23 protein-coding genes are annotated in these 25461 nt (G+C 35.7%); 18 read left to right on the forward strand and 5 right to left on the reverse strand.

What is annotated here, in order from left to right; genetic code table 11:
* Positions 1 to 3 precede the first annotated feature (3 nt).
* On the forward strand, positions 4 to 1029 hold the full coding sequence (gene holA / locus FC66_RS03085; RefSeq protein WP_057973908.1) for a DNA polymerase III subunit delta: 1026 nt from the start codon (positions 4 to 6) through the stop codon (positions 1027 to 1029).
* A 44-nt stretch (positions 1030 to 1073) separates the two neighbouring features.
* Here holA and rpsT read toward each other — a convergent pair whose 3' ends face one another.
* A complete protein-coding gene (gene rpsT / locus FC66_RS03090) occupies positions 1074 to 1328 on the reverse strand; it encodes a 30S ribosomal protein S20 (RefSeq protein ID WP_057973909.1) in 255 nt (84 codons plus the stop codon).
* A gap of 281 nt (positions 1329 to 1609) precedes the next feature.
* Between rpsT and rpsO the strand changes: the two genes are divergently transcribed.
* The 12 genes from rpsO to FC66_RS03150 all read left to right on the forward strand — a co-directional run bounded on the left by rpsO (position 1610) and on the right by FC66_RS03150 (position 13764).
* Positions 1610 to 1879, forward strand: a complete 270-nt coding sequence (gene rpsO, locus FC66_RS03095; RefSeq protein ID WP_057973910.1) for a 30S ribosomal protein S15 — start codon at positions 1610 to 1612, stop codon at positions 1877 to 1879.
* A 150-nt stretch (positions 1880 to 2029) separates the two neighbouring features.
* Positions 2030 to 3079: an aspartate-semialdehyde dehydrogenase gene (locus tag FC66_RS03100; RefSeq protein WP_057973911.1), complete on the forward strand. Its 1050-nt coding sequence runs from the start codon at positions 2030 to 2032 to the stop codon at positions 3077 to 3079.
* 20 nt (positions 3080 to 3099) lie between these two features.
* A complete protein-coding gene (gene dapA, locus FC66_RS03105; RefSeq protein ID WP_057973912.1) occupies positions 3100 to 3969 on the forward strand; it encodes a 4-hydroxy-tetrahydrodipicolinate synthase in 870 nt (289 codons plus the stop codon).
* Between the two features lie 20 nt (positions 3970 to 3989).
* Complete coding sequence (locus FC66_RS03110) at positions 3990 to 5717, forward strand: ribonuclease J (protein WP_057973913.1); 1728 nt, start codon at positions 3990 to 3992, stop codon at positions 5715 to 5717.
* Between the two features lie 59 nt (positions 5718 to 5776).
* Positions 5777 to 6697, forward strand: coding sequence for a hypothetical protein (locus FC66_RS03115; protein ID WP_057973914.1), 921 nt, complete (start codon positions 5777 to 5779; stop codon positions 6695 to 6697).
* Between the two features lie 315 nt (positions 6698 to 7012).
* Positions 7013 to 8200, forward strand: coding sequence for an elongation factor Tu (tuf, locus tag FC66_RS03120; RefSeq protein WP_057973915.1), 1188 nt, complete (start codon positions 7013 to 7015; stop codon positions 8198 to 8200).
* A 151-nt stretch (positions 8201 to 8351) separates the two neighbouring features.
* Positions 8352 to 9650: a trigger factor gene (gene tig / locus FC66_RS03125; RefSeq protein WP_057973916.1), complete on the forward strand. Its 1299-nt coding sequence runs from the start codon at positions 8352 to 8354 to the stop codon at positions 9648 to 9650.
* Positions 9651 to 9820: 170 nt separating this feature from the next.
* Positions 9821 to 11083, forward strand: coding sequence for an ATP-dependent Clp protease ATP-binding subunit ClpX (gene clpX / locus FC66_RS03130; RefSeq protein ID WP_057973917.1), 1263 nt, complete (start codon positions 9821 to 9823; stop codon positions 11081 to 11083).
* Positions 11084 to 11202: 119 nt separating this feature from the next.
* The gene (locus tag FC66_RS03135; RefSeq protein WP_057973918.1) at positions 11203 to 12270 is read left to right on the forward strand and encodes a WxLIP family cell surface protein; all 1068 of its coding nucleotides are present in this window, start codon (positions 11203 to 11205) and stop codon (positions 12268 to 12270) included.
* Positions 12271 to 12322: 52 nt separating this feature from the next.
* Positions 12323 to 12754, forward strand: a complete 432-nt coding sequence (locus FC66_RS03140; RefSeq protein ID WP_157051984.1) for a hypothetical protein — start codon at positions 12323 to 12325, stop codon at positions 12752 to 12754.
* Positions 12755 to 12875: 121 nt separating this feature from the next.
* Complete coding sequence (yihA, locus tag FC66_RS03145) at positions 12876 to 13481, forward strand: ribosome biogenesis GTP-binding protein YihA/YsxC (RefSeq protein ID WP_057973920.1); 606 nt, start codon at positions 12876 to 12878, stop codon at positions 13479 to 13481.
* Positions 13471 to 13764, forward strand: coding sequence for a nucleoside triphosphate pyrophosphohydrolase family protein (locus FC66_RS03150; RefSeq protein WP_057973921.1), 294 nt, complete (start codon positions 13471 to 13473; stop codon positions 13762 to 13764). Before yihA ends, FC66_RS03150 begins: the two co-directional genes overlap by 11 nt.
* 35 nt (positions 13765 to 13799) lie before the next feature.
* Here FC66_RS03150 and FC66_RS08070 read toward each other — a convergent pair whose 3' ends face one another.
* Positions 13800 to 13952: an SPJ_0845 family protein gene (locus FC66_RS08070; protein WP_169787606.1), complete on the reverse strand. Its 153-nt coding sequence runs from the start codon at positions 13950 to 13952 to the stop codon at positions 13800 to 13802.
* A gap of 249 nt (positions 13953 to 14201) precedes the next feature.
* Between FC66_RS08070 and FC66_RS03155 the strand changes: the two genes are divergently transcribed.
* The 3 genes from FC66_RS03155 to uvrC all read left to right on the forward strand — a co-directional run bounded on the left by FC66_RS03155 (position 14202) and on the right by uvrC (position 18223).
* A complete protein-coding gene (locus FC66_RS03155) occupies positions 14202 to 15614 on the forward strand; it encodes an ABC transporter substrate-binding protein/permease (protein ID WP_057973950.1) in 1413 nt (470 codons plus the stop codon).
* A complete protein-coding gene (locus tag FC66_RS03160) occupies positions 15607 to 16341 on the forward strand; it encodes an amino acid ABC transporter ATP-binding protein (RefSeq protein WP_057973922.1) in 735 nt (244 codons plus the stop codon). Before FC66_RS03155 ends, FC66_RS03160 begins: the two co-directional genes overlap by 8 nt.
* A 112-nt stretch (positions 16342 to 16453) precedes the next feature.
* Positions 16454 to 18223: an excinuclease ABC subunit UvrC gene (gene uvrC / locus FC66_RS03165; RefSeq protein WP_057973923.1), complete on the forward strand. Its 1770-nt coding sequence runs from the start codon at positions 16454 to 16456 to the stop codon at positions 18221 to 18223.
* Positions 18224 to 18336: 113 nt separating this feature from the next.
* Here uvrC and FC66_RS03170 read toward each other — a convergent pair whose 3' ends face one another.
* Genes FC66_RS03170 through FC66_RS03180 form a run of 3 tightly spaced genes read right to left on the reverse strand, consistent with a single transcriptional unit; the run spans position 18337 to position 21952 of the window.
* Entirely contained in the window at positions 18337 to 20265 is a 1929-nt protein-coding gene (locus FC66_RS03170; protein ID WP_057973924.1) for a PTS fructose transporter subunit IIABC, read from the reverse strand.
* A 23-nt stretch (positions 20266 to 20288) separates the two neighbouring features.
* On the reverse strand, positions 20289 to 21200 hold the full coding sequence (gene pfkB, locus FC66_RS03175) for a 1-phosphofructokinase (RefSeq protein WP_057973925.1): 912 nt from the start codon (positions 21198 to 21200) through the stop codon (positions 20289 to 20291).
* Positions 21197 to 21952 (reverse strand): DeoR/GlpR family DNA-binding transcription regulator, encoded by a 756-nt coding sequence (locus FC66_RS03180; RefSeq protein WP_057973926.1) that lies wholly within the window; start codon positions 21950 to 21952, stop codon positions 21197 to 21199. The genes pfkB and FC66_RS03180 overlap by 4 nt, the downstream gene beginning before the upstream one ends.
* Positions 21953 to 22145: 193 nt before the next feature.
* Here FC66_RS03180 and obgE point away from each other — a divergent pair, with 193 nt between their 5' ends.
* Both obgE and FC66_RS03190 read left to right on the forward strand, forming a co-directional pair.
* Positions 22146 to 23462 (forward strand): GTPase ObgE, encoded by a 1317-nt coding sequence (gene obgE / locus FC66_RS03185; protein WP_057973927.1) that lies wholly within the window; start codon positions 22146 to 22148, stop codon positions 23460 to 23462.
* Positions 23463 to 23539: 77 nt separating this feature from the next.
* Positions 23540 to 25450 carry an acyltransferase family protein gene (locus FC66_RS03190; protein ID WP_057973928.1) on the forward strand — a complete coding sequence of 637 codons (1911 nt, stop codon included), beginning with the start codon at positions 23540 to 23542 and terminating at the stop codon, positions 25448 to 25450.
* Positions 25451 to 25461 lie beyond the last annotated feature (11 nt).

The following is a 25461-nucleotide window of genomic DNA, read 5'->3' on the forward strand; positions in this document are numbered from 1 at the left end:
GATATGAATTCACAATCAATAATTAAATCCTTATCCCTTGAAAATGTGCAGCCGGTGAATCTTGTATTAGGTAATGAAACATATTTAATGGAGGACGTGAAGAAGGCGTTCACTAACTTAATACCAGAAGAAGAGAGAACGATGAACCTTGGAAAATATGATATGGAAGAGGTCCCACTGGCTAAAGCGTTAGATGACGCAATGTCTGTTCCTTTTTTTGGTGATAAAAGACTCGTTTTTATTCAGAATCCTTATTTCCTTACATCTGATACTAAAAAAAGAAAAATAGAACATGATATTGAAGGTTTTTTAAATTACCTGGCGCATCCTGAGCCAACTAGTATCGTGGTTATATTTGCGCCATATAAAGAATTGGACGGCCGAAAAAAAGTTAGTAAACAACTAAAAAAATCGAGTCTGATTATTGATAATCAACCATTAAACGAACGTGGTACACGGCAATTTATTGCCCAGGAGATGGAAAATAAATCTTTTGAGATTGATAAAAATGCATTAGATTTATTTTTAGAAAGAACAAATTCGGAATTATCAATCATTATGAATGAGTTGCCAAAGCTATTTTTATATAATTTTGAGACACATCGTATTACACTTTCATCGGTTGAGAATTTAATTTCTAAGACCTTAGAACAAAATATATTTGATTTAGTGGACGTTGTCATTTCAAATAATATTGAAAAGTCAGTAACTTTATATCATGATTTAATTTTACAAAATGAAGAGCCCATCAAAATCAATGCGATACTGCTCGGACAATTCAGATTATTACTTCAGGTGAAGATTTTACAAGATAAAGGTTATTCACAAGGCGATTTGGCAAGCGTTTTAAAAGTACACCCTTATCGAATTAAACTGGCACTTCAGAAAGTAAAAAAATTTAATCGACATGATTTACGGAAAATATACCTAGCACTAATTGATTTAGAAAAAACAATGAAAACAACGCAACAAGACCAAGAAGGGCTTTTTTCTTTATTTATGCTTAAAATTAATCAAGTAAATGTATAAAAAAACACCCAGTAGATTATAATCTACTGGGTGTTTTTGAAAACTTATTTAGCGTAACGAGCAGCCATACGAGACTTATCACGAGCAGCTTTGTTTTCTTTGATCAAACCTTTAGAATGTGCTTTGTCGATTGCAGTAATAGCAGCTTTGTATAAAGCATCTACGTTATCGGCGCCGGCAGTCTTAGCTTGTTCAAATTTCTTTACAGCAGTACGCATTGTGCTTAATTGAGCAGCATTTCTAACGTTTGCTTTTTCATTCGTTTTTACACGTTTAATTGCAGATTGAATAATTGGCATTTAAGTCACCTCCACTTATCATGATCACCTTATTGGTTCTCAACAAATATTTCAACAACCATTATTATACCTAACCAATTTAGTTAATGCAACGAAAACTTGTAAAGGATTTTTACTTGATAGTAATTGATAGGTTTCGTAAGTTATAAAAAACTTGCAAAATGTTCTGAATTTTAGTAAAGTTAGATTTGTTCCAAAGAACCTTTAACTTAGTTTGTTGACGTCTCACCGACGACTTACTCGGTTATAGGCATTTAGATTCAGAAAGGTGGGAAACACTAATGGCAATTACAAACGAAAAGAAAACAGAAATTATGAAGGACTATGCTCGTCAAGAAGGCGATACAGGTTCTGCTGAAGTACAAATCGCTGTACTTACTGCAGATATCGTTGAATTGAATGCACATATTGGCGTTCATAAAAAAGATTTCGCTTCACAACGTGGTTTGATGAAGAAAATCGGACATCGTCGTAACCTTTTAGCATATTTACGTAACAAAGATATTCAACGTTACCGTGAATTGATCCAACGCTTAGGTCTTCGTCGTTAAAACTAAAAGCAAAACTCTTATATAGGAGTTTTGCTTTTTTTATTTAGAAAAATTAGAATGACTCGATGTAATAAGTGAGCTAAATGCAAAACGTTCATAAATTTTATGGTATAATTGAGATTCAAATAAAGAAAAAGAAGGTTTTTTTCAATGGACGGATATAGAGTTGCAGTGGTCGGCGCTACAGGCGCCGTTGGAACAAGAATGATTCAAATGCTTGAAGAAACGAGTCTACCTATTGACAGTATTAAATATTTGGCATCTAAACGTTCTGCGGGACAAGTTTTAAAATTTAAGGGTCAGGATGTTACTGTAGAAGAAACAACGCCTGATTCTTTTGAGAATGTTGATTTGGCTTTATTTTCTGCCGGTGGCGGTGTATCAAAAAAATTCGCACCTGAAGCAATTAAACGGGGCGCGGTTGTGGTGGATAACACCAGCGCGTTTAGAATGGATCCAGATGTTCCATTAGTTGTTCCAGAGGTTAACGAGCAGGCGCTTTATGAACATAAGGGCTTAATTGCTAATCCTAATTGTTCAACCATTCAGATGGTTGTGGCTTTGGAACCAATTCGTAAAAATTATGGATTGAAAAAAGTAGTCGTTACGACAATGCAAGCCGTTAGCGGTGCCGGAAACTTAGCTATTCAAGAATTAAAAGATGAAACTCAAGCTTATCTTGATGGTGAAGAGATGCAAGCAGGCATTTTACCCGCCTCAGGCGATAAAAAGCATTATCCTATTGCCTTTAATCCGCTGCCTCAAATTGATGTTTTTGAAGATACGGGCTATACGCATGAAGAATGGAAAATGATTCATGAAACTAAAAAAATAATGTCTGATCAAGATATTCAGGTAACCGCAACTTGTGTGCGCGTACCGGTAGTCGTTAGCCATTCAGAATCCGTATGGTTTGAAATTGAGAGTCATGACGCTTCTGTTAAAAAGATTCAAAATATTCTTTCAGATGCTCCTGGGGTTGTTCTACAAGATGATCCAGAACACCAGATTTACCCACAAGCAATTAACGCTACGGGTAAAAAGGATACGTTCGTCGGTCGCGTTAGAGCTGATTTAGAGCAAAATAACGCATTTCAATTGTGGGTTGTCTCAGACAATTTATTAAAAGGTGCCGCTTGGAATTCAGTTCAAATTGCTGAAAAATTACATGAATTAGACCTACTAAGAGTCCCAAAATAAAAATGAAGGGAGTAAATTAAATGTTTAAAAACGTAGATATTATGACAGCAATGGTAACGCCATTTAATGATCAGAATCAGGTCGACAATGATCGATTAAAAAAGTTAATTGAACACTTAATTTTGACGGGTTCAAAAGGTATTTTAGTCAATGGAACAACTGGCGAATCTCCAACACTGAGTGAAGAAGAAAAAATAAGTTTAATTAAAGAAACTGTAAGTCTTGTGAACGGAAGAGTACCCATTATGGCGGGAACAGGTTCAAATAACACAATGGAAACAATTCGGTTTACGAATGAAGTTGCGAATATTTCGGGTGTGGATGCGGCATTAGTTGTTGTGCCATATTATAATAAGCCTAATCAAAAAGGTATGATTGCGCATTTTGAAACAATTGCTAGTGCAACAGAATTACCCATCTTTATCTATAATATTCCTGGACGTACAGGTGTTACCATGTCTGTTGAGACAATTGTTAAACTATCAGCCAACAAGCAAATTGTCGGCATCAAGGATTGTACAGGTAGTGAAAACTTAAGTATTATTATTGAACAAACGCCTGATGATTTCTTCGTATATACTGGTGAAGATGCTGATAGCTTAACCGCAAAAGTACTTGGTGCTAATGGCGTTATTTCAGTTGCAAGTCATATTTTTGGTAACGAAATGACAAAAATGTACCGGGCTTTGAGCGAAGGAAATATTAAACTTGCAGGAGATATTCAAAGAGAGTTGACGCCAAAAATGGTCGCACTTTTTGCTTTACCTTCTCCAGGTCCGGCTAAAGCTGCTTTAAATTATCGAGGTATCCATGTGGGTGACTGTCGATTACCAATCCAATCGTTGACTAAAGATGAAACGAAGCAATTAATAGAAACATTAAAAATATAAAATATGTAAGAGGTGAAGTAATGAGCAAGGTTAAAATAATTCCACTTGGTGGCGTTCGAGAGAATGGTAAAAATATGTACGTTGTTGAAGTGGACGAAGATTTATTTATTTTTGATTCTGGATTAATGTATCCAGAAAATGGGTTGTTAGGAATTGATATTGTCATTCCTGACTTCAGCTACTTGAGAGAAAATAAAGACCGAATAGTTGGTGTTTTCTTAACTCATGGACATGCAGATGCAATTGGTGCATTAGCATACTTTGTGAGCGAGTTTGACGTGCCCGTTTTTGGGTCAGAATTGACTATCGCGTTAGCAAAAATTAATATTGCGGATGATCCTAAAGCAAGTAAATTTAATGATTTTCACGTTGTTAATGATCAGACTGAAATTGATTTTGGAAAAACGACAATTTCATTCTTTAAAACAACCCATTCAATCCCAGAATCATTGGGAATTGTTCTAGGTACTGATGAAGGTCAAATTGTGTACACAGGTGATTTTAAATTTGATCAAGCTGCGGCACCAGCTTATCAAACAGACTTTGGAAGATTAGCCGAAATTGGTAAAAATGGCGTTTTGGCATTATTGAGTGATTCAGCTAACGCCGAAAATCCTTTTCCAACGGTTAATGAAAGTGCAATAGATGAATATATTAATGAAACTTTTGAATATCAAAAAGGACGCATTATTGTTGCCTGCGTGGCATCAAATATACTCCGAGTACAACAAATTTTAAATGCCGCTAATGAAAGTCATCGTAAAGTGATATTAACGGGCCATGATGTTGAGAAAATCGTTAAAACGGCTATGGATTTGAATAAAATCATTCTTCCTGATGAGAAATTGATTGTTCCAATGAGTGATATTAGTAAATATGATGATGATCAATTAATAATCCTGGAAACTGGCAAGATGGGTGAACCCTTAAAATCATTACAACGAATGGCTTTAAATCAACATGAATCTATTAATATTCATGAAGGAGATCTTGTCTTCATTACAACGACGACATCAAAGGCTATGGAAACAAATGTTGCAAAAACAAGGGATCTTATTTATCGTGCGGGAGCTGATGTGAAAGCCATTTCTGACGAACTAAATTCGTCAGGCCATGCTGGACAAAATGACTTGCAATTAATGATTAACTTAATGAAACCTAAATATCTGGTACCCATTCAGGGCGAGTATCGTTTACTCGCGGCGCACGCCGATTTGGCCCATACTTTAGGGATGCCATATGACCATATCTTCATTACTGGTAAAGGTGACGTTTTAAGTTACTCAGAAGGTAAAATGAATTTAGGCTCGCAAGTTGAAGCTGGTAACACAATGATTGATGGTATCGGTGTTGGTGATATTGGTAATATTGTATTAAGAGATCGTAAAATTCTTTCTGAAGATGGTATTTTTATTGCGGTTGTTACCATTGATCGCAAAAAGAAGAAAATCATTAATAAACCTAAAATTACGTCGAGAGGGTTTGTTTATACAAAAACGAGTCTTGATTTGATTGAAAAAAGTGCAGAAATCGTTTCAGAAACGGTACAAGATAATTTAAACAATAAAGAATTTGATTGGGGACATCTAAAACAGGATGTTCGTGAAAAAATGAGCCATTTCTTATATGAACAAACAAAACGACGTCCAGTTATTTTGCCTGTCATAATGGAAATTAATCAATACCATAGAAAACCATCTAAACCGAAAGAAGTTAAACCGGCCGATGTAAAAAGCAATGAAAAATAAACAAAAAAGATAACACAATGCTGTTATCTTTTTTTTATAAATAATAAATAGAGGACATTATGCCAGATATTATTCCGTTTCCCAACCAAGAAAAACAAAATTATCAATTAGCAAAAAAAGCCATAATTGAAAAAAATTATCAATTAGCAACTCAGCTTTTTACAAAGAACTATATTGGGCATCGAAGCTTTAAAACAAATAAATTATTAGTTAACGCATTGGTTTTAGCTGAGCAATTTGATGAGGCATTAGTTATTGCTGACGAATTTTATGGTGAGTATTTAAAGCGTGGCGATCAATTCGCAATTTATATAAATATTTTGTTGAAAAATAATAAATTTATTCAGGCATGGAAATTGGTCAAACAACAACCTTTTGCGACGCCGATTGTTGAGAATGCAGAAAGCGAATACCGAGAAAATTCAGGCAAGCAGTTAAGACAAAATGAACGACAATTTTCGCATTTAGGCTCAATGGACTTCTTCGGACAGCAACAAATCGTTCAGATCGGGTTAATCTTGCCAAAAAAAGAATTTATTGAGGCATGCCAAATTATATTTATTGATAAAGATGTGCATCCAATCATTAAATCAAGTTTGTTACAGGAAGTTCAGAGCATTCCTAATAATATTGATATATTGGATTATTTATGGATTGACGGTACGCACAAAAAAATAAGCATGAAAAATTTAGTTGCGAATGAAAACGAGCCAGTGGTTCGAAAAATCAATCAATTAACTAAAAATGATGATGGAACCGTTGATGTGCAATTAAATAAATCTTTAAACCACATGTTAAATTTAAAATTAGGAATGATTTATCCCTTTGCAGGGCTGTTTTTGGATGTTGAGGAGGAATGGATTGAGTTGGTTAAGAATGAATTAGGAATTGAATCTACCTTTAAGACCACTGAAAATTTAAAAGATATGATTTCGTTAGATCAATTAATTTCTAGAGAATTAACCGAAATAATGAATTAACAATAGGTAGGGCTAGCCGTTTTTAACAATCTATGATATTCTAACAAGGAATCCAAAATTTCACTTAGATTTAGTTGTATGAGTGTAGATTTAACCAGGTTATTTTAAGACGAGATAAAAAGTTTCAGTATTCTTTAAATAGGTATTTACAAAACTCTAAACAGTCTATATAATATTTTAAGGATTCTTCTTTATTTAAATGATAATGTATTTTGTTATTTAATGGGGAAGTAGTATAATAAAAACAAAGAATCATCAGGGTTAGATTTTCTAAAACTGTTTTATTCTTACAAAAACATTAGGAGGCTCTTATTCATGGCAAAAGAACATTACGAACGAACAAAACCCCATGTTAATATTGGTACTATCGGACATGTCGATCACGGAAAGACAACTTTAACAGCTGCAATCAGTAAAGTATTATCAGACAAAGGTTTCGGTGAAGCAGCAGATTTCGCTTCAATCGATGCCGCACCTGAAGAACGTGAACGTGGTATTACTATCAATACTGCCCATGTTGAATACGAAACAGCTGCACGTCATTACGCACATATCGATGCTCCAGGACATGCTGATTACGTTAAAAACATGATCACTGGTGCTGCACAAATGGATGGTGCTATCTTAGTTGTAGCCGCAACTGATGGCCCTATGCCTCAAACACGTGAACATATCTTACTTGCTCGCCAAGTTGGTGTTGACTACCTTATCGTGTTCTTGAACAAAACTGATTTGGTTGATGATGAAGAATTATTAGACCTTGTAGAAATGGAAGTTCGTGAATTATTAAGCGAATACGATTTCCCAGGCGATGATATTCCTGTTATCCGTGGTTCAGCTCTTAAAGCCCTTGAAGGCGATCCAGAAGCTGTAAAACAAGTTGAATTGTTAATGGATACTGTTGATTCATACATCCCAACACCAGTTCGTCCTACAGACCAACCATTCTTGATGCCAGTTGAAGATGTATTTACAATCACTGGTCGTGGTACTGTTGCTTCAGGTCGTATTGACCGTGGTACAGTTAAAGTCGGAGACGATATTGAAATTGTTGGTTTACATGAAGATGTTCTTAAAACAACAGTTACAGGTATCGAAATGTTCCGTAAGACACTTGACGAAGGTGAAGCCGGCGATAACGTTGGTGCTTTACTCCGTGGTATCGATCGCGAACAAATCGAACGTGGACAAGTTCTTGCCCAACCTGGTTCAATCAAGACTCACAAATTATTCAAAGGCGAAGTTTATATCCTTTCTAAGGAAGAAGGTGGACGTCATACTCCATTCTTCTCAAACTACCGTCCTCAATTCTTCTTCCATACAACTGATGTTACTGGTGTTATTGAATTGCCAGAAGGCGTAGAAATGGTTATGCCTGGTGATAACGTTACATTTACAGTTTCATTAATCGCCCCAGTTGCTATTGAAAAAGGTCTTAAATTTACTGTTCGTGAAGGTGGCCGTACTGTTGGTGCCGGAGTTGTTTCAGAAATTGACGATTAATTTTTAATTAAATTAAAAATAAGAAATTCGGAAAGCTTTTGCTTTCCGAATTTTTTTTTATAATCATTTACAATCTAGCAACGATACGGTAAAATAGACAAGTATATAAAGAGTACGAATATAAAATTTTTGTTCTATCGGAGGGAAAACAATGTCAGCAAAATTTGAAAAACAAGGTAAAAACAATGGAGAAATTACATTCGAAATTGAAACTGATAAAATTAAAGAAGGATTAGAAAAAGCTTTCTTAAAAGTTAAGAAAGATTTAACTGTTCCTGGATTCCGTAAAGGAAAAGTTTCACGTCAAGTATTTAACAGAATGTACGGTGAAGAATCATTGTATGAAGATGCTTTAAACATCTTATTGCCAGAAGCATATGAAAAGGCACTTGAAGAAGTTAAAGTATCACCAGTTGATCAACCTGATATTAACATTGACAGTTTAGAAAAAGATTCTACATGGGTACTTAAAGCTAAAGTTACACTTCAACCAGAAGTTGAACTAGGAGATTACAAAGGCCTAACTGTTCCTAAACAATCACGTCGAGTAACGAAAAAAGATGTTGAAGATAACTTAGAAGCAAAACGTCAACAACAAGCTGAACTTGTGCTTAAGGAAGATGAAGCAGCTGTTTCTGGCGATACCGTGATTATTGATTTTGAAGGTAAAGTTGATGGTGTTGCATTTGATGGTGGTAAATCAGAAAACTATACTCTTGAATTAGGTTCAAATTCATTTATTCCTGGATTCGAAGATCAATTAGTTGGACATAAAGCGGGCGAAGATGTGGACGTAACAGTTACATTCCCTGAAGATTACCAAGCAGAAGACTTACGCGGTAAAGAAGCTATATTTGCTGTTAAAGTTCATGAAGTTAAGGGTAAAGAACTTCCAGAGATGGATGATGAATTTGCTAAAGACGTTGATGAAGAAGTTAACACTCTTGAAGAATTACAAGCAAAAACAAAAGATCAAATTAAAGAAACAAAAGATGCAGCAGCTAAGGAAGCTATTCAAGATGCCGCAATCGAATTAGCAGTTGATAATGCTAAGGTTGATGAAATACCTAACTCAATGATTGAAGAAGACGTTCATCGTCAAATGGATCAATACCTTGCAAACATGCAACAACAAGGAATTGATACTAAGATGTACTTCCAATTGACGGGTACAAGTGAAGATGACTTACACAAACAATTTGAAGAAGGCGCAGAACGTCGCGTTAAAACAAACCTTGTGTTAGAAGCTATCGTTGCTGCTGAAAAGATTGAACCTTCAGAAGAAGAAGTTTCATCTGAAATTTCAAACTTAGCAGAACAATATGGTATGGAAGAAGATGCAGTTCGTTCTGCTCTTTCAGACGATATGGTTAAACATGATATTGCTATCAAAAAAGTTGTTGACGAATTAGCCGACTCAGCAGTTGAAGAAGCTAAAATGAAAAAATAATCCGCTAATTTTGATTAGTTGATTTAAACGAATGAGATTGGGGCGGGTTTTTGGCTTCAGTCTTTTTTGTTAAGCAGATTTAAATTCAAATATTCGCGAAATAGCGGTAAATTTGATAGAATGTATATACGTGAAATAAAAGACTATTAGGGAAAATATGAGGTGAGAGAATGTTTGAAAATACTGAAGAAGGTGGACCCGTGAACTGCTCTTTTTGCGGTAAATCACAAGATCAAGTAATGAAAATTGTAGCTGGTCCTGGCGTATATATTTGTAATGAATGTGTTGATTTATGTAAAGAAATCATCGATGAGGAATTCAGAGAACAAATGTCTTCTGAACCTTTACTTGTGTTGAAACCACAGGCAATTATGAATAAACTTAATAATTATGTAATTGGGCAAGATCAATCTAAGAAAACGTTGTCTGTTGCCGTGTATAACCATTACAAACGCGTTAACCATATGCTAGAAGTTGAAGCGGACGATAACGATGAAACTGAATTACAAAAAAGTAATATCTGTTTAGTTGGTCCTACTGGGTCTGGTAAGACGTATTTAGCACAAAGTTTGGCTAAGATTTTAAATGTGCCATTCGCTATTGCAGATGCAACCACATTAACAGAAGCTGGATATGTTGGAGAAGATGTTGAAAATATTCTTTTAAAATTATTACAGAGTGCTGACTACGATGTTGCAAAAGCTGAAAAAGGTATTATTTATATAGACGAAATTGATAAAATTGCAAAGAAAAGTGAAAATGTGTCAATTACGCGTGACGTTTCTGGAGAGGGTGTCCAACAAGCCCTTTTGAAAATTCTTGAAGGTACAGTTGCTAGCGTTCCGCCTCAAGGAGGTCGTAAACACCCTCAACAAGAATTAATTCAAATTGATACTAAGAATATCTTATTTATTGTTGGTGGCGCATTTGCTGGAATTGAAACGATGGTAAAAAATCGTTTGGGCGATAAAACAATCGGTTTTGGAGCTGATTCGGGTACCGAATCAATTGATGAAGAAAATAGTGTCATGCAACAAATTATTCCGGAAGATTTATTGAAATTTGGTTTAATTCCTGAATTTGTTGGTCGTTTACCGATTATGACTGCTTTAGAAGAATTAAAAGAAGATGATTTGGTTAGAATTTTAACGGAACCTAAAAATGCATTGGTTAAACAATATACTAAACTGGTTGAATTAGATGGTGTTACGCTTGAGTTTGAGCCTGAAGCATTATCTAGAGTTGCAGAACTCGCCATTAAACGTGATACCGGGGCACGTGGATTACGCTCGATTATTGAAGAAACAATGCGGGATGTGATGTTTGATATTCCAAGTCAAGAAGATATTGAACGTGTAATTATTACTAAGGCAACGGTAGACCAAACTGAAGGTCCTCTAATAAAAAAAGGTAACACAAAAGCGGCATCTTAAAGTTATTGACCTTCAAAAATAGTGAGTATACGCTAAAAAAAAGATAATGGCTCTTAATCTAAATGTAGTATAATGAATTTAAGGTTAATAATTTTAATAAATAATAAAGGGTGGACGTCATGAATAAAACATTAAAAAAAGCGCTTTTATTTGGGTTTTCTGGGGCATTACTAAGTGGACTTGGCTTATTTAATAAGTCAGTTGAAGCTGCAGCTCCCGCAAATAATATTGGCTACAGTGTACAGAGTATTCAATCTGATAAACAAGTTAAAGAAAGTCTAAAGCAATCGTATTTTGATATGCAGTTAGACGCTAAGGCGGAAGAAACAATTTCTGTTAAAATTTTTAACTCTTCAGATAAGGCATTAAAAATTAGAAATGCTGTTTACACTGCTTCAACTAATGATAATGGGCAACTTGAATACACGAAAAAGTTAGAAAAAAAGGATATTGATAAATCAATGAAATATCCTTTAGCATCATTAACTAAGATGGATTCAGGAAGCGTAGTAACGGTTCCTGCTAAAGGAAGCAAAATTGTTAAGGCTACAATTACCATGCCAAAAGATAGCTTTGATGGTGTTCTATTAGGTAGTTGGTACTTTGAAAAGGTTGATGATTCGGCTAAAGCATCAAGTAATAAAAAAGGGATTTCAATATCAAATGCGTACTCATATGCGATTGGTATTAAGATTTTAGAAAAGAAAACTGTTGAGCCAAATATGAATTTATTATCAGTTAAAGCTGGTATGCGAAACTATCGTAAAGGTGTGTTCCCCGTATTCCAAAATGATACGGCTGTAATTATTCCTAAATTAACGATTAAATCGCAAATTATGAAAAAGGGTTCATCAACGGTCTTACAAGAAACAACGTTAAAAAACCTGTCGATGGCACCTAATTCGAACTTTAAGTTCCCAATGCTCTATGACAAGGGACAATTAGAATCTGGTGACTATACGTTAAAAGCCGTGGCAACGAGTGGTAAAAACACTTGGAATTTTAATAAGAACTTTACAATCACGAATGACGATGCTAGCAAATATAATAAAGAGGCCATCGCTGATCCAAAAAAACCAATGAATCCATTATGGTATGTTGCATTAGGTCTTGGTCTTGCAATCTTATTTGTATTAATCTTTTTCCTTATTAAGAGATATGTTGATAAGAAAAAAGCTGATAAGTAAGTACTTAATATTTTTATTTGTTTTGTTTAACATGTTTGCGGCGACCAAGCGCGTGTCTGCGGATATTTTGTATGGGTATGAAACAATACCTGATGCGGTTAACTCACATGTTAAAAAAGATGGATCAGGATATCAAGCTTACTTTGATGGCGATAACGTGAAATCACCGTATCTGCAAATTGTTGCGACTGACGGATTAACGCCATCGTGGCAGCTAAGAGGCAGATTAAAATATAGATCAAATGGAATTGTTCGGGTTAACGTGGTACGACCAGAGCTGCTAGCTGGATTAAACAATATTCCGGAGACCGACGGTAATCTGATTTCTGGAGATTCAATTAATCTATTGACTAATGCGAAAGATAGCAGTGGAGAATATTTATTTTATTGGCCGCACACTTTATTTCAAATTTTGACAACGCGGGTGGTAACACATTCTGAAATACAAATGGTCTGGATTATTCAAATGGCCGCAGTAAAATAAAAACATTACAACATTTAGGTAGTCTACTCGATGTTGTAATGTTTTTTTGATTTAGATTAAGTTACATGAACGCATTTTTATATGGTAAAATAGTTTGAGTATTGAAAGGAAGGTGTTTAATATGGATGTTCATAATGTTGAGTTAGTTATGAGTGCCGTTGCACCAGCACAGTATCCAACGGACGGTATTCCTGAGATTGCATTATCGGGTCGTTCAAATGTTGGTAAATCATCATTAATAAATACGTTAATAAATCGTAAAAGTTATGCGAGAACTTCTAGTCAACCTGGAAAAACGCAAACATTAAACTTTTATAACGTGGAACAAGAACTATTTTTTGTAGATGTCCCAGGATATGGGTACGCAAAAGTATCAAAAACGGAACGCGCGAAGTGGGGACAAATGATTGAAACGTACCTGGCCGAACGAACAACGTTGAGAGGCGTTATTTCGTTGGTCGATGCTCGTCATGAGCCGACTAAACTAGATGTTCAAATGGTCGATTTTCTTCATTATTATGATATTCCTGTATTGGTTGTTGCGACGAAAAGTGATAAGATTTCTCGTGGTAAATGGAACCAGCATGAGAGTATTATCCGCCGTTCATTATCTTTGACTCCTGAGGATGATTTTGTATTATTCTCGGCACAAGATAAGTCCGGAAAAGAAGAAATCTGGCAATGGATTGAAAAACATGCGGGATTAGGAGAAAAAAATGGAATTTAATGAATATCAAGAAGCCGCAAATCGTACCTTATACGGGACTGAACAGGTTCTAACTAATTGTGCTTTAGGTGTTGCAGCTGAAGGTGGACAATTGGTTGATCTAATTAAGGACTACACTTTTAAAGGCAGAGAGTTAGATAAGACAAAATTGACTAAAGAAATGGGCGATGTGCTTTGGTACCTATCCCAAATTGCCGAATGGGCAGATATTGAATTTGATGATGTCGCGAAAGATAACATTTTAAAATTAAATAAACGATATCCTGATGGATTCAAAAAATAAAAAAATCTGATAAGCATAATGCTTATCAGATTTTTTTATTTTTTTAGTTTTGATTCCTTTGTGTCAGAGTCAGGTTTTTTTTCTGTTTCTGAAGGTTTAAGTTCAACTTTGGCAGGATTTTTAGGATCAATGGCAAATTTGTCGAATAAACTTTCTAAATTATCTTGGCGCTGGATTTTTAAGCTCATAAATGTAGCCTCCTTATGTAAATATAGAATAACAGTTTCATAAAATGAATACAAGATAATCGAACATTGCATAAAAAGCGTTTTTATTAATAAAATAATGTATAAAAAGAACTTTTTAATGTATTTAATTGCATAAAAAATCTTTAAAGTCTATAATCAATTTATTCACTAATAAGAGAGTTAAAAAAGGGGAGTAAAATTGTGCAAATAAATAAGAAATGGGTCACAGGTATATTAATCGCATTATTAATGTTGTTGATTAACGTTGGTCATGTAAATGCTGCATCAGACACTTCATTAAAAGATGTTAAAGATAAAGGGACATTAGTACTTGGAACAAGTCCTGATTACCCGCCATACGAATTTCAGACAACGGTTAACGGTAATGACAAAATTGTTGGGTTTGATATTTCAATAGCGAGAAAAATAGCTAAAGATATTGGCGTTAAATTAGTCATTAAAAAGATGGATTTTGATTCATTACTTGTGGGTCTTGAAACTCATAAAATTGATATGGTGATTTCTGGTATGAACCCATCAGATGATCGAAAAAAGAGTATTGATTTTTCAGATGTTTATTATAACGGTAAACAAATGATGTTGGTTAATAAAGCGGACAAAGATAAATATAAAAAATTGAACGATTTTTCGGGACTGTCAATTGGAGCACAAACTGGTTCACTTCAGTATTCAATGAGTAAAGAACAAATTAATAATGTAGATATTAAAGGATTAGCTAAAGTTACAGATTTAATATTGGCACTTAAAAGTGGCAAAGTAACAGGGGTCGCAATGGAAGAACCAACGGCAAAAGCATATGCGCAAAATGATAGTTCATTAGCAGTAGTTGATCCAGGATTCGTTTCTGCAGCCGACGCAAGGGGCGCAGCCGTTGGATTTGCAAAAAAATCAGACACACTCGTGGCGGCCGCAAATAAATCGATTAAAGAAATTAAAGATAAAGATTTAATTAATAAAACATATTTACCCGAAGCAAGTAATTATTTAACTAAAAATACAGCTGATAACACAATGATTCATTATTGGAAATATTTTGCAAAAGGAATTGGGTATACATTACTTATTACAGCAATTTCAGTCGTTGTTGGTGTAATACTGGGAACGTTACTTGCACTTATGCGTTTAGGAAAAAATAAAATTATCAAAGTGATTGCCGTTTCATATATTGAATTTGTTCGTGGTACGCCGTTAATGATTCAAGTGATGTTCGTGTACTTTGGCATTGGAATGATTGTGAACGTTCCAGCGCTACTCGCGGGGATAATTGCAGTATCACTTAATTCCGGCGCATATATCGCGGAAGTGATCCGTTCAGGAATTGGCTCAATTGATGATGGACAAATGGAAGCCGCAAGAAGTCTGGGGCTTTCACAAAAGGAGACCTACAAATCGGTTATTATTCCGCAGGCGCTTAAAAATATTTGGCCAGCATTGGGAAATGAATTTATCACATTAATTAAAGAAAGTTCAATTGTTTCAATTATTGGGGTTACGGATTTAATCTACCAAATGAAGATGGTTCAATCGGCAACTTATAAGGGAATTGCACCTATCTTTGTTGCAATGGTACTCTATTTTGTTCTAACGTTCAGTTTATCTAAATTGTTAAATTACTTCGAGGGGAAGATGAAGCATGTCTAAAATTATAGAAGTTAATAAATTAATGAAGGTTTTTGGAAAGAACGAAGTCTTAAAAGATATTTCTGAGTCCGTTGATAAAGGACAGGTTATATGTGTTATCGGTCCGTCTGGATCTGGAAAAAGTACCTTTCTACGTTGTTTAAATCTACTTGAAGTGCCAACATCTGGAAATGTACTCTTCGAAGGTAAAGATTTAACAAGTTTGAATGAAAAAGATTTAAATCAATTGAGAGAAAAAATGGGTATGGTTTTTCAAGGATTTAACTTATTCCCTAATATGAATGTTATTGAAAATATAAAATTGGCCCCAATCAAAGTTAAAAATATGTCGGATACAGAGGCTGATAAAATCGCATCTAATCTACTAGAAAAAGTTGGATTAGCAGATAAGGCGGTTCAATATCCAGAGAGTTTATCGGGTGGCCAGAAACAACGAGTTGCGATTGCTAGGGCATTAGCAATGGATCCAGAGGTCTTACTTTTTGATGAACCAACATCGGCATTGGATCCGGAAATGGTCGGAGAAGTCCTAAAAGTCATGAAAACATTAGCCAGCGATGGAATGACGATGGTTGTTGTCACACATGAAATGGGTTTTGCTAGAGAAGTAGCGGATCAAATTTGGTTTATGGATCAAGGGTATATTCAGGAAAAAGGACGTCCAGAAGATGTTTTTGACCATCCAACGTCAGAACGTGCACAAGATTTTTTATCAAAAATATTATAAAAAATAGATTCCAAGTAGACGTTAAGTTTACTTGGAATCTATTTTCTTTATTCAAACAACTGTTCGGGGTATAATTTAAGTATTATCTATTAACGTAAAGAAGGTGTGTTGATTGGCTTCAGAGCATATTGAAAATAAATTAGCATTGTTACCGGCCTTACCCGGATGTTATATTATGAAAAATTTAAATAGTCAGATTATCTACGTAGGGAAAGCAAAGAATTTAAAGAATCGTGTACGCTCTTATTTTAAGAGTGCCCATGAAGGGAAAACGGCTAAATTAGTTTCTCAAATTGTTGATTTCGAAACGATTATTACGTCGACGGATAAAGAAGCGTTTCTGCTAGAGATTACCTTGATTCAGAAACATCAACCTTATTACAATATAAAATTGAAAAAGGGTACGGGCTATCCTTATATTAAAATTACTAACGAAAAAGATCCGATGATGCAAATCGTTAGTCAAGTTAATAAGGATGGTGGATTTTATTTTGGACCTTATCCGAATGTCTATGCGGCTCAAGAAACGCTACAGTTTTTACAAAAGGTTTATCCTTTGCGCAGATGTAATGGGTTCCAGAAGCGTCCTTGTCTATATTACCATATGGGCCAATGTCTGGGTCCTTGTTTTAAAGAAGTACCGCATGAAAAATATGAGGCTCAAATTAAAAAAATTAAATCCTTCTTGAATGGGAATGTGACGGTTGCCAAGCAAAGATTAAAAAAAGAAATGGTTCATGCAGCGGACGATTTATCTTTTGAGCGGGCCGCAGAATTACGTGACCAAATTCATTTCATCGAAGTGACTGTTGAAAAGCAAAAAATTATTTCGAATGATAATACACCGCGGGATTTATTTAATTTTTATTTAGATAAAGGGTGGTTATCGATTCAGGTATTCTTTATTAGACAAGCTCGATTAATGAAACGGGAAAAAAGACTCTTTCCAATTGTGACAACCCCAGAAGAAGAGATGGCAACATTTATTCTTCAGTTTTATAATCGGAAAAATAACGTGTTACCAAAAGAAATATTGGTTCCTGCGGGAATTGACACAGATGTCTTATCTGATATTTTACAAGTTCCGATTCGAACACCACAACGTGGGCAAAAGAGTGAGCTCTTAAAGTTAGCAAAAAAAAATGCGCGATTGGTACTTGAAGAAAAATTCAGACTTCTGGAATTAGATGGGCGTAAAACAGTTGGTGCCATGAAAGAAATTACAGATGCCATGGGTATTCCTGAAGGTCATCGAATTGAATCCTTTGATCATTCTCATATACAAGGTGCTGATTTAGTGTCGGCGATGGTTAGCTTTATTGATGGTAAGCCCGAGAAGAGTGAGTATCGTAAATATAAGCTTAATACGGTTGATCATGCGGATGAAGCAGCAAGTACGCGCGAAGTTATTCGCCGACGTTACACGCGTCTTTTGAAAGAGGGAAAACCTATGCCAGATTTAATTTTAATGGATGGTGCCGAAATTCAAATTGAAGCCGCAAAAGATATTTTAGTGAATGAATTAAATTTAATGATTCCAGTGGCGGGGATGGTTAAAAATGACCAGCATAAAACGTCTGATTTAATGTTTGGTGATACGGATCAAAGATTATCATTGGATCCAAAAAGTGAAGGTTTTTACCTTTTGCAGCGGATTCAAGACGAGGTCCATCGATTCGCAATTACATTCCATCGTCAAGTTCATTCAAAGCACTCGTTAAGTTCTCGACTAGATTCGATTCAAGGAGTTGGGCCTAAGACTAAAACCAAACTTTTGAAAGAATTTGGTTCTATGAAACATATCAAGGAAGCTTCTATGGAAGAATTGCAGGGACTAGGTATTTCTAAAACGGTTGCGCAAACAATCAAACTATCGCTATAAAATTAATGAGGCCTAATGTTTATCAGAATCTTTGATAACCATTAGGCTTTTTATTTACGGCGAAAAAGAAGAGCCATCAGGAATAATCCTAATGACTCTTAAAAGTTAACATATTATTTTTTATTTTCTTTTGCAACTGGACGCCAGATACCTAAAATAATTCCGGCGACTGCGGCACCAATTAAAACAGATAACAGATAGAACGTTTTGTTAGTTGCTAGTGCAATGACCCAAAGGCCACCATGAGGAGCAGGAACAGAGACATTCCAGAATTGACTTAATCCGCCACCAATTGCGGCACCAATGACACTTGACGTAATAACGTGTAATGGATCTGCTGCTGCGTAAGGAATTGCACCTTCAGTAATGAATGAAATACCTAAGATATAGTTAGACAGTCCAGCTTTTCTCTCATCCTCAGAAAATTTATTTTTCCAGAATGTTGAGGCAATAGCGATGGCAAGAGGTGGAATCATACCACCAACCATAACGGCAGCCATCATTTTACCATCACCAGTAGAAGTGAAGACACCAATTGAGAAGGTATAAGCGGCCTTGTTAAATGGACCACCCATATCGATGGCCATCATTGCGGCAAGAATAGTACCAATTAATACTGCATTAGCCGTTCCCATATGTGTTAAGAAATCAGATAAAACATGATTAATTTGTGCAAAGACGGGATTAACCATGAAGAACATGATTGCACCAACAATTAGTAACGATAAAATAGGATAAATTAAAATTGGCTTCATACCATCCAATGATTTAGGTAAGTTTTTAAAGAGTTTTTTAAGACCTACAATAACGTAACCAGCAATGAAACCAGCGGCTAAACCACCCAGAAATCCAGAAACGGATTCCGTTTTGATAACATTGGCAGCTGCGAAGTTAGCCATGTAACCACCGACAATACCGGGCATGAGGGCAGGACGATCACCGATACTCATAGCAATAAATCCGGCTAGGATAGGTACCAAGAATGCAAAAGCATAGTTACCAATTCCATTTAAGAAGATAAAAGTTTGTGATTGTGAACCACCGGGAACATATTGTTCAACAATGAATGAAAGGGCCATTAGGATACCGCCACCAACAACGAATGGCAACATATGTGAGACACCATTCATTAAGTTTTTGTAAATTTCATTCCAAACACTGCCGGAAGTTTCTTCATCAGTTTCAGTAGCATCCGTTCCTTTAGCGTGATAAATGGGTGCTTTTCCGCTTACTGCGCTGTTAATTAGTTCTTCAGGTTTTTTAATACCGTCAGTTACGGGACGGTTAATTAAAGGTTTACCATTAAAACGATCCATAGCAACTTTTTTATCAGCTGCAACGATAACGCCAGATGCGCGTTGGATTTCTTCATCCGTTAAACGGTGCTTAATACCTTCTGAACCGTTTGTTTCAACTTTGATGTCTACGCCCATTTCTTCGGCTTGCTTGATAAGAGCAGCTTCAGCCATATAGGTATGTGCAATACCAGTGGGGCAGGCGGTTACGGCAACAATATATGGATTACCTGATGGTTTTGCATCGTTATTTTTAGCTGCAAGTCTTGAAGCAATTTCTTTAGCTTCTTTTTCATTTTCGGCTGCAGTAAATGCAGACTGTACTTCGTCGGGAGTAGTAACCGTTTTTAGTTTAGAAACCAAGTCGGGGTTTATTAATAAACTAGATAGGGCAGCCAAAGCTTGTAAATGAGCGTCATTTGCACCTTCAGGAGCAGCAATCATAAAGAATAAGAACGTAGGTTGACCGTCAAGTGAGTCATAATCAAGACCCATTTTACTTTTAGCAAATAAAACGGTGGCGCGTTTAACAGCTTTATTTTTGGCATGTGGCATGGCAATACCTTCACCGATACCAGTTGTTGATTGTGCTTCACGTTTTAAGATATCTTGTTTGTAAAGATCCTCATCGTCAATTACGCCAGCTTCAAAGTACTTGTGAACCATTTCATCAATGGATTCGGCTTTGGTTGTTGCTTGCAGATCCATAATCATGACATCTTTAAGTAATAATTCATTTAAGTCCATAATGTAAAACTCCTTTTATATAATTAAATTTTTTTTATTTTAATTTGCGGTAAAATTTCATTAATTTTTTCAATAGTTGCGAGATCTTCAGAAAAGGCGGTCGCTGAGCCGCAAGCGAGACCGTATTTGAAACTTTCAACGGGGTCACCTGTATTTGCAAATATACCTGTAAATCCGGCAATCATTGAATCACCGGCACCGACAGAATTAATAACGGTACCTTTTGGTGCATTGCTTTGGTATACGGCATTTTTTGTAATTAATAACCCACCGTCACCGGCCATTGAAATGAGGACATGTTGTGCGCCTAAAACTAATAATTTTTGTCCGTATTTTACAATGTCGCTGATGTTATCTAACGTTGCATCAAATAATTCGGCCAATTCATGATGATTTGGCTTAACAACAAGTGGTTTTTCAACAATTGTTTTTAGTAATGCTTCACCGGTTGTATCGATAACAAATTGTGCTCCTTTAGAGCGGATAACTTTAATTAATTCATAATAAAAATCTTGTGATAAACTCGGTACTAAACTGCCGGCTAAAATAACTGTATCAGCTGAGGTTAGTAGGTTAAATTGATTATTAAATTGTTCGAGTTCTTCGCTTGAAATTTGAGGACCTCGACCATTTATTTCAGTCTCTTGTTCGGACTTAATCTTAATGTTAATTCTAGAATCGGCTTTTATCTGGGTGAATTGCGTATCAATATGATTAGCTTTTAGCGCTGAATCAATAAATTCTCCCGTAAATCCGCCGATAAAACCAAGCGCTTTATTGGGTTGATTTAATTCATTTAAAATTCGCGACACATTAATGCCTTTACCACCGGGTAATTTTGTATCATAATCCATTCGGTTAACTTCTCCAAGCGTTAATTTATTTAACTGGACGATGTAATCGATGGAAGGGTTGATTGTAACTGTGTAAATCATTGTTGAACCTCCTGAATTTTTGTCTTTGTTTTATAATTCTTAAAATCGTCTGTTGCCAATTTATCGGTAATAATTGTTGCACGATTAAGATCGGCAACTTTTACAAATGAAACTTGATTGAATTTTGATTGGTCGGCTAAGACGTAAGTTTGTTTACTCTGATTGATTGCGGCCAGTTTAATGGCAGCTTCTTCAGGATCGGGAGTGCTGAACCCAAAATCAAGATTAATTGAATTCATGCCAAGGAACACTAAGTCAAATTGAAGATTATTGATGGTTTTAATACTTTCGGCACCAACGATGGCTTTTGTATTTGCTTTCACTTGACCGCCAATGACAATTGTCTTGATATTATGTTCTGCTAATGCAAGTGCATGATTGACACCATTCGTAACTACAGTTAGATTTTTGACTGTCTTTAGATATGGAATCATTGCAAATGTTGTACTACCGGCGTCAAGAAAAATGACGTTATCTGGTTGAATAAGTTCAGAAGCAACTTTTGCAACGGCAGTTTTATTTAACATATTGAGAGATGATTTTTCTTCTAAATTTTCTTCAACTTTTAATAGTTGAATACTTTGCGCGCCACCATGAACTCGAAGTAACTCGCCGTCAGATTCTAGTTGTTGTAAATCACGTCTGACCGTTGATTCTGAGATGTTTAATTCATGACAGATATCTTGGACTTTAACGTAACCATATTTGTCGATTTCAGATTTAATAAATTTATATCTTTCAATTGTAAGCACTTTCTCAACCCCTTATAAATAAAATAACATCAAAAACGTTCAAAAGCAATCAAAATCGGTCAAAAAGGATGAAAAAAAATTAGTATGAGAAATTGGCTTGAATTTTGAAAAGAGTTAAGTAAATACATGGACAAATGACCTTATCTTCTTTAAAATAGTAAGTTAGTAGTTAACGGAAAGAAAAGGTGATTCTATGTTTATAGATCAAGTTACAATTGAAGTAAAAGCAGGTAAAGGTGGCGACGGAATGGTCGCATTTCGTCGAGAAAAATATGTACCCATGGGTGGACCAGCCGGCGGTGATGGTGGCCGAGGTGGTAGCATCGTATTTGAAGTGGATGAAGGATTAAGAACTTTAATGGATTTCAGATACAGTAAACATTTTAGAGCTGAATCTGGTGAAAAAGGAATGATTAAAGGGATGCATGGACATGGTGCACCCGACAAAAGAGTTCAAGTGCCAGAAGGAACAACAATTAAAGATGCCGAAACTGGAGCAGTTATTGCTGATCTTGTTCATAAAGGCGATTATGCTGTAGTTGCTAAGGGTGGACGTGGAGGACGTGGTAATATTAGATTTGCCAGTCCAAAGAATCCGGCACCAGAAATTTCTGAAAATGGTGAACCAGGAGTTGAACGTAAAATTCAGTTAGAATTAAAAGTATTAGCTGATGTTGGTTTAGTTGGATTCCCATCTGTTGGTAAGTCAACGCTCCTTTCAGTTGTGACAAGTGCGAAACCAAAAATTGCGGACTATCACTTTACGACACTATCACCTAATTTAGGGATGGTTCGTTTAGATAATAATCGTGATTTTGTTATCGCTGATTTACCCGGTTTGATTGAGGGAGCTTCTGTTGGTGTTGGATTGGGAATTCAATTCCTACGTCATATTGAACGAACTCGTGTTATTCTTCATTTGGTTGATATGAACCCTGAAGAAGGTCGCGACCCATTTGATGACTATCTTAAAATTAATAAAGAATTAGAAAATTATGATCCTGAACTACTTGAACGTCCTCAATTGATCGTTGCAAGTAAGATGGATATGCCTGGGGCCGCTGAACAATTGGAAACGTTTAAAAAACAATTGGCTGAAGATTCTACTGTTGAAGAAACGCCACGCGTCTTCTCAACATCTTCTATAACGCGTGAGGGACTTCAGACTTTAATGAACGTTGCTGGTGATCTGTTAGAAGAAACGCCAATGTTCCCAACATTAAATATGAAGGAACAAGAAGCACAACAAAAAATCTATGACTTTGAAAAAGAACAAGAAAAATCTGCGCCTGATTTTGTCATTAATAGGGATGAAGATTTGACTTGGGTGCTTTCTGGAGAAAAATTAGAACGTTTGTATCAAATGACGAATATGGATCGAGAAGAGAGCTTGATGCGTTTTGCACGTCAACTTCGAGGTATGGGGGTCGACGATGCCTTGCGTGAACGTGGTGCCAAAAGTGGGGATATTGTGAGAATTGATAAATTCTCATTCGAATTTGTTGAATAATTTTGGATTAATGTATATATTTAAATAATTGATAAAATATTTACCAGTAGATTAAGGTAAGAGGAGAACGGAACAGGATGGAAAAGAAAAAACGATTAAAAAATGCCAGATATATTACTGGTTTTGATGGTGTAAGAACATTGGCTGTTATTGGGGTTATCCTTTATCATCTTGTGCCATCAAGTTTACAAGGTGGTTACTTAGGTGTCCCAATATTTTTCGTAGTATCTGGTTACTTAATTACTGATTTGCTTAATCAAGAGTGGCAGCAAAATAATAAAATTGACGTTCTTGGATTTTACGTACGACGGGTTCGACGACTTTATCCGGCGTTATTGGCAATGTTGGTTACAACGATTGCCTACATAACACTTTTTCAAAAAGAGCTGTTAACAAATATTAAAGAGATATTCGCCTCAAATTTATTATATGTTTACAATTGGTTTCAGGTCCTTCATAAAGAATCGTATTTTGATCATTTTGGAACTCCGTCTCCTTTTACACATCTTTGGTCACTTTCAATTGAAGGCCAGTATTACCTTTTCTGGCCAATTATTGTGGCTTTACTAGTCGTTTTTCTAAAACAAAAACAACGTATTTTTAATCTTATTTTTATACTAGCGTTCATTTCTGCATTACTTATGGCGTTTTTATATAAAACGGGTTCAGATCCGAGTCGTGTTTACTACGGTACGGATACAAGAATGTTTTCAATTCTACTTGGTTCGGCGCTTTCATTTATTTGGCCAAGTAGTGCTTTGAAAAAAGAAATATCAAATAAAGGTCGAATTGTATTGGATGCGTTGGGAGTCTCCTCGCTTGCAGCAATAATTCTAGTGTTCTTTACTATGTCTGATCAAAGTTCACTCGTTTATCGTGGAGGAATGTTTTTCTTTTCAGTCTTAGTTATGATTTTTGTTGCAACTGTTGCCCATCCCGGGGCTGATATGAATAAACTGATGACTAATCCGCTTTTTACTTGGATTGGTAAGAGAAGTTACGGTATTTATTTGTATCAATTCCCAATAATGGTATTCTACGAATCAAAAATTCAAAGTATTGGATCGCATCCGTGGAGAAATGCATTAATTGAAATTGCTATGATCTTAATAGTGAGTGATTTATCATATCGTTTCTTGGAAAGACCTTTACAACGATTTGACTATAAACAAACCTTTAAAGCTATTAAGGCGGCCTTTACGGGCGGTGCAAAAAATAGTCGTCAAAAGGTCACTGTTATTACGGGACTAGTAGTCATCGGAATTGCTGCGTTTGGAATGGTAGTTGTTCCTCAAGCTACTGCTACCGGTTCAAATGACTTGCAGGCTAACATTAGTAAGAATGCTAAGACGGCTGAAAAGAAAAATGCAACAGCTCTGAAAAAGGCAAATTCTTCTGAGTCTAAAAAGACGGATTCAAGTAAAAAAGCGTCAAGTGCTAAGAAGGAGTCAAAGGTACCTGTTGAAAAGCAAAGCCCAACGGCGTTGACAAAAGCTGAGGCGCAAAAAGCGTCAAATGTGTATGCAACGGCAATCGGTGATTCCGTGTTAGCGGATGGGACAGACTTATTACAAGACGCTTTGCCTCATATGTACGTGGACGCAAAGGTTGGACGTCAGGTATATAATGCCGCCGATGACATTAAGGCGCTTGATGCTCAAGGTAAACTGCAGGATAATGTACTTGTCGGTTTAGGGACTAATAGTCCATTTACAACTGAGCAATTTGATGAGGTCATGGATGCAATTGGATCTAAGAGACAAGTCTACTGGATTAACGTGCATGTCCCAACAAGACGTTGGGAAGGTCCCGTTAATAGTATGTTAGAATCGCAAAAGAAAAAATATTCAAATCTTCATATAATTGATTGGCACGCATATAGTAAAAATAATACAGACTGGTTCTATGATGATAATGTTCATCCTGATCCAGATGGTTCAAAGTACTATGCAACTTATATTGCGCGGGAATTAATTAAAAATATGTAAAAGTAAAATAC

Origin of the sequence: Dellaglioa algida DSM 15638, from assembly GCF_001434695.1 — a bacterium.
Taxonomy (GTDB): Bacteria; Bacillota; Bacilli; order Lactobacillales; family Lactobacillaceae; genus Dellaglioa; species Dellaglioa algida.

Coding starts and splice junctions, on each gene's coding strand:
- holA (WP_057973908.1), top strand. CDS start 4: ATGAATTCACAATCAATAATTAAATCCTTATCCCTTGAAAATGTGCAG.
- rpsT (WP_057973909.1), bottom strand. CDS start 1,328: ATGCCAATTATTCAATCTGCAATTAAACGTGTAAAAACGAATGAAAAA.
- rpsO (WP_057973910.1), top strand. CDS start 1,610: ATGGCAATTACAAACGAAAAGAAAACAGAAATTATGAAGGACTATGCT.
- FC66_RS03100 (WP_057973911.1), top strand. CDS start 2,030: ATGGACGGATATAGAGTTGCAGTGGTCGGCGCTACAGGCGCCGTTGGA.
- dapA (WP_057973912.1), top strand. CDS start 3,100: ATGTTTAAAAACGTAGATATTATGACAGCAATGGTAACGCCATTTAAT.
- FC66_RS03110 (WP_057973913.1), top strand. CDS start 3,990: ATGAGCAAGGTTAAAATAATTCCACTTGGTGGCGTTCGAGAGAATGGT.
- FC66_RS03115 (WP_057973914.1), top strand. CDS start 5,777: ATGCCAGATATTATTCCGTTTCCCAACCAAGAAAAACAAAATTATCAA.
- tuf (WP_057973915.1), top strand. CDS start 7,013: ATGGCAAAAGAACATTACGAACGAACAAAACCCCATGTTAATATTGGT.
- tig (WP_057973916.1), top strand. CDS start 8,352: ATGTCAGCAAAATTTGAAAAACAAGGTAAAAACAATGGAGAAATTACA.
- clpX (WP_057973917.1), top strand. CDS start 9,821: ATGTTTGAAAATACTGAAGAAGGTGGACCCGTGAACTGCTCTTTTTGC.
- FC66_RS03135 (WP_057973918.1), top strand. CDS start 11,203: ATGAATAAAACATTAAAAAAAGCGCTTTTATTTGGGTTTTCTGGGGCA.
- yihA (WP_057973920.1), top strand. CDS start 12,876: ATGGATGTTCATAATGTTGAGTTAGTTATGAGTGCCGTTGCACCAGCA.
- FC66_RS03150 (WP_057973921.1), top strand. CDS start 13,471: ATGGAATTTAATGAATATCAAGAAGCCGCAAATCGTACCTTATACGGG.
- FC66_RS08070 (WP_169787606.1), bottom strand. CDS start 13,952: ATGAGCTTAAAAATCCAGCGCCAAGATAATTTAGAAAGTTTATTCGAC.
- FC66_RS03155 (WP_057973950.1), top strand. CDS start 14,202: ATGTTGTTGATTAACGTTGGTCATGTAAATGCTGCATCAGACACTTCA.
- FC66_RS03160 (WP_057973922.1), top strand. CDS start 15,607: ATGTCTAAAATTATAGAAGTTAATAAATTAATGAAGGTTTTTGGAAAG.
- FC66_RS03170 (WP_057973924.1), bottom strand. CDS start 20,265: ATGGACTTAAATGAATTATTACTTAAAGATGTCATGATTATGGATCTG.
- pfkB (WP_057973925.1), bottom strand. CDS start 21,200: ATGATTTACACAGTTACAATCAACCCTTCCATCGATTACATCGTCCAG.
- obgE (WP_057973927.1), top strand. CDS start 22,146: ATGTTTATAGATCAAGTTACAATTGAAGTAAAAGCAGGTAAAGGTGGC.
- FC66_RS03190 (WP_057973928.1), top strand. CDS start 23,540: ATGGAAAAGAAAAAACGATTAAAAAATGCCAGATATATTACTGGTTTT.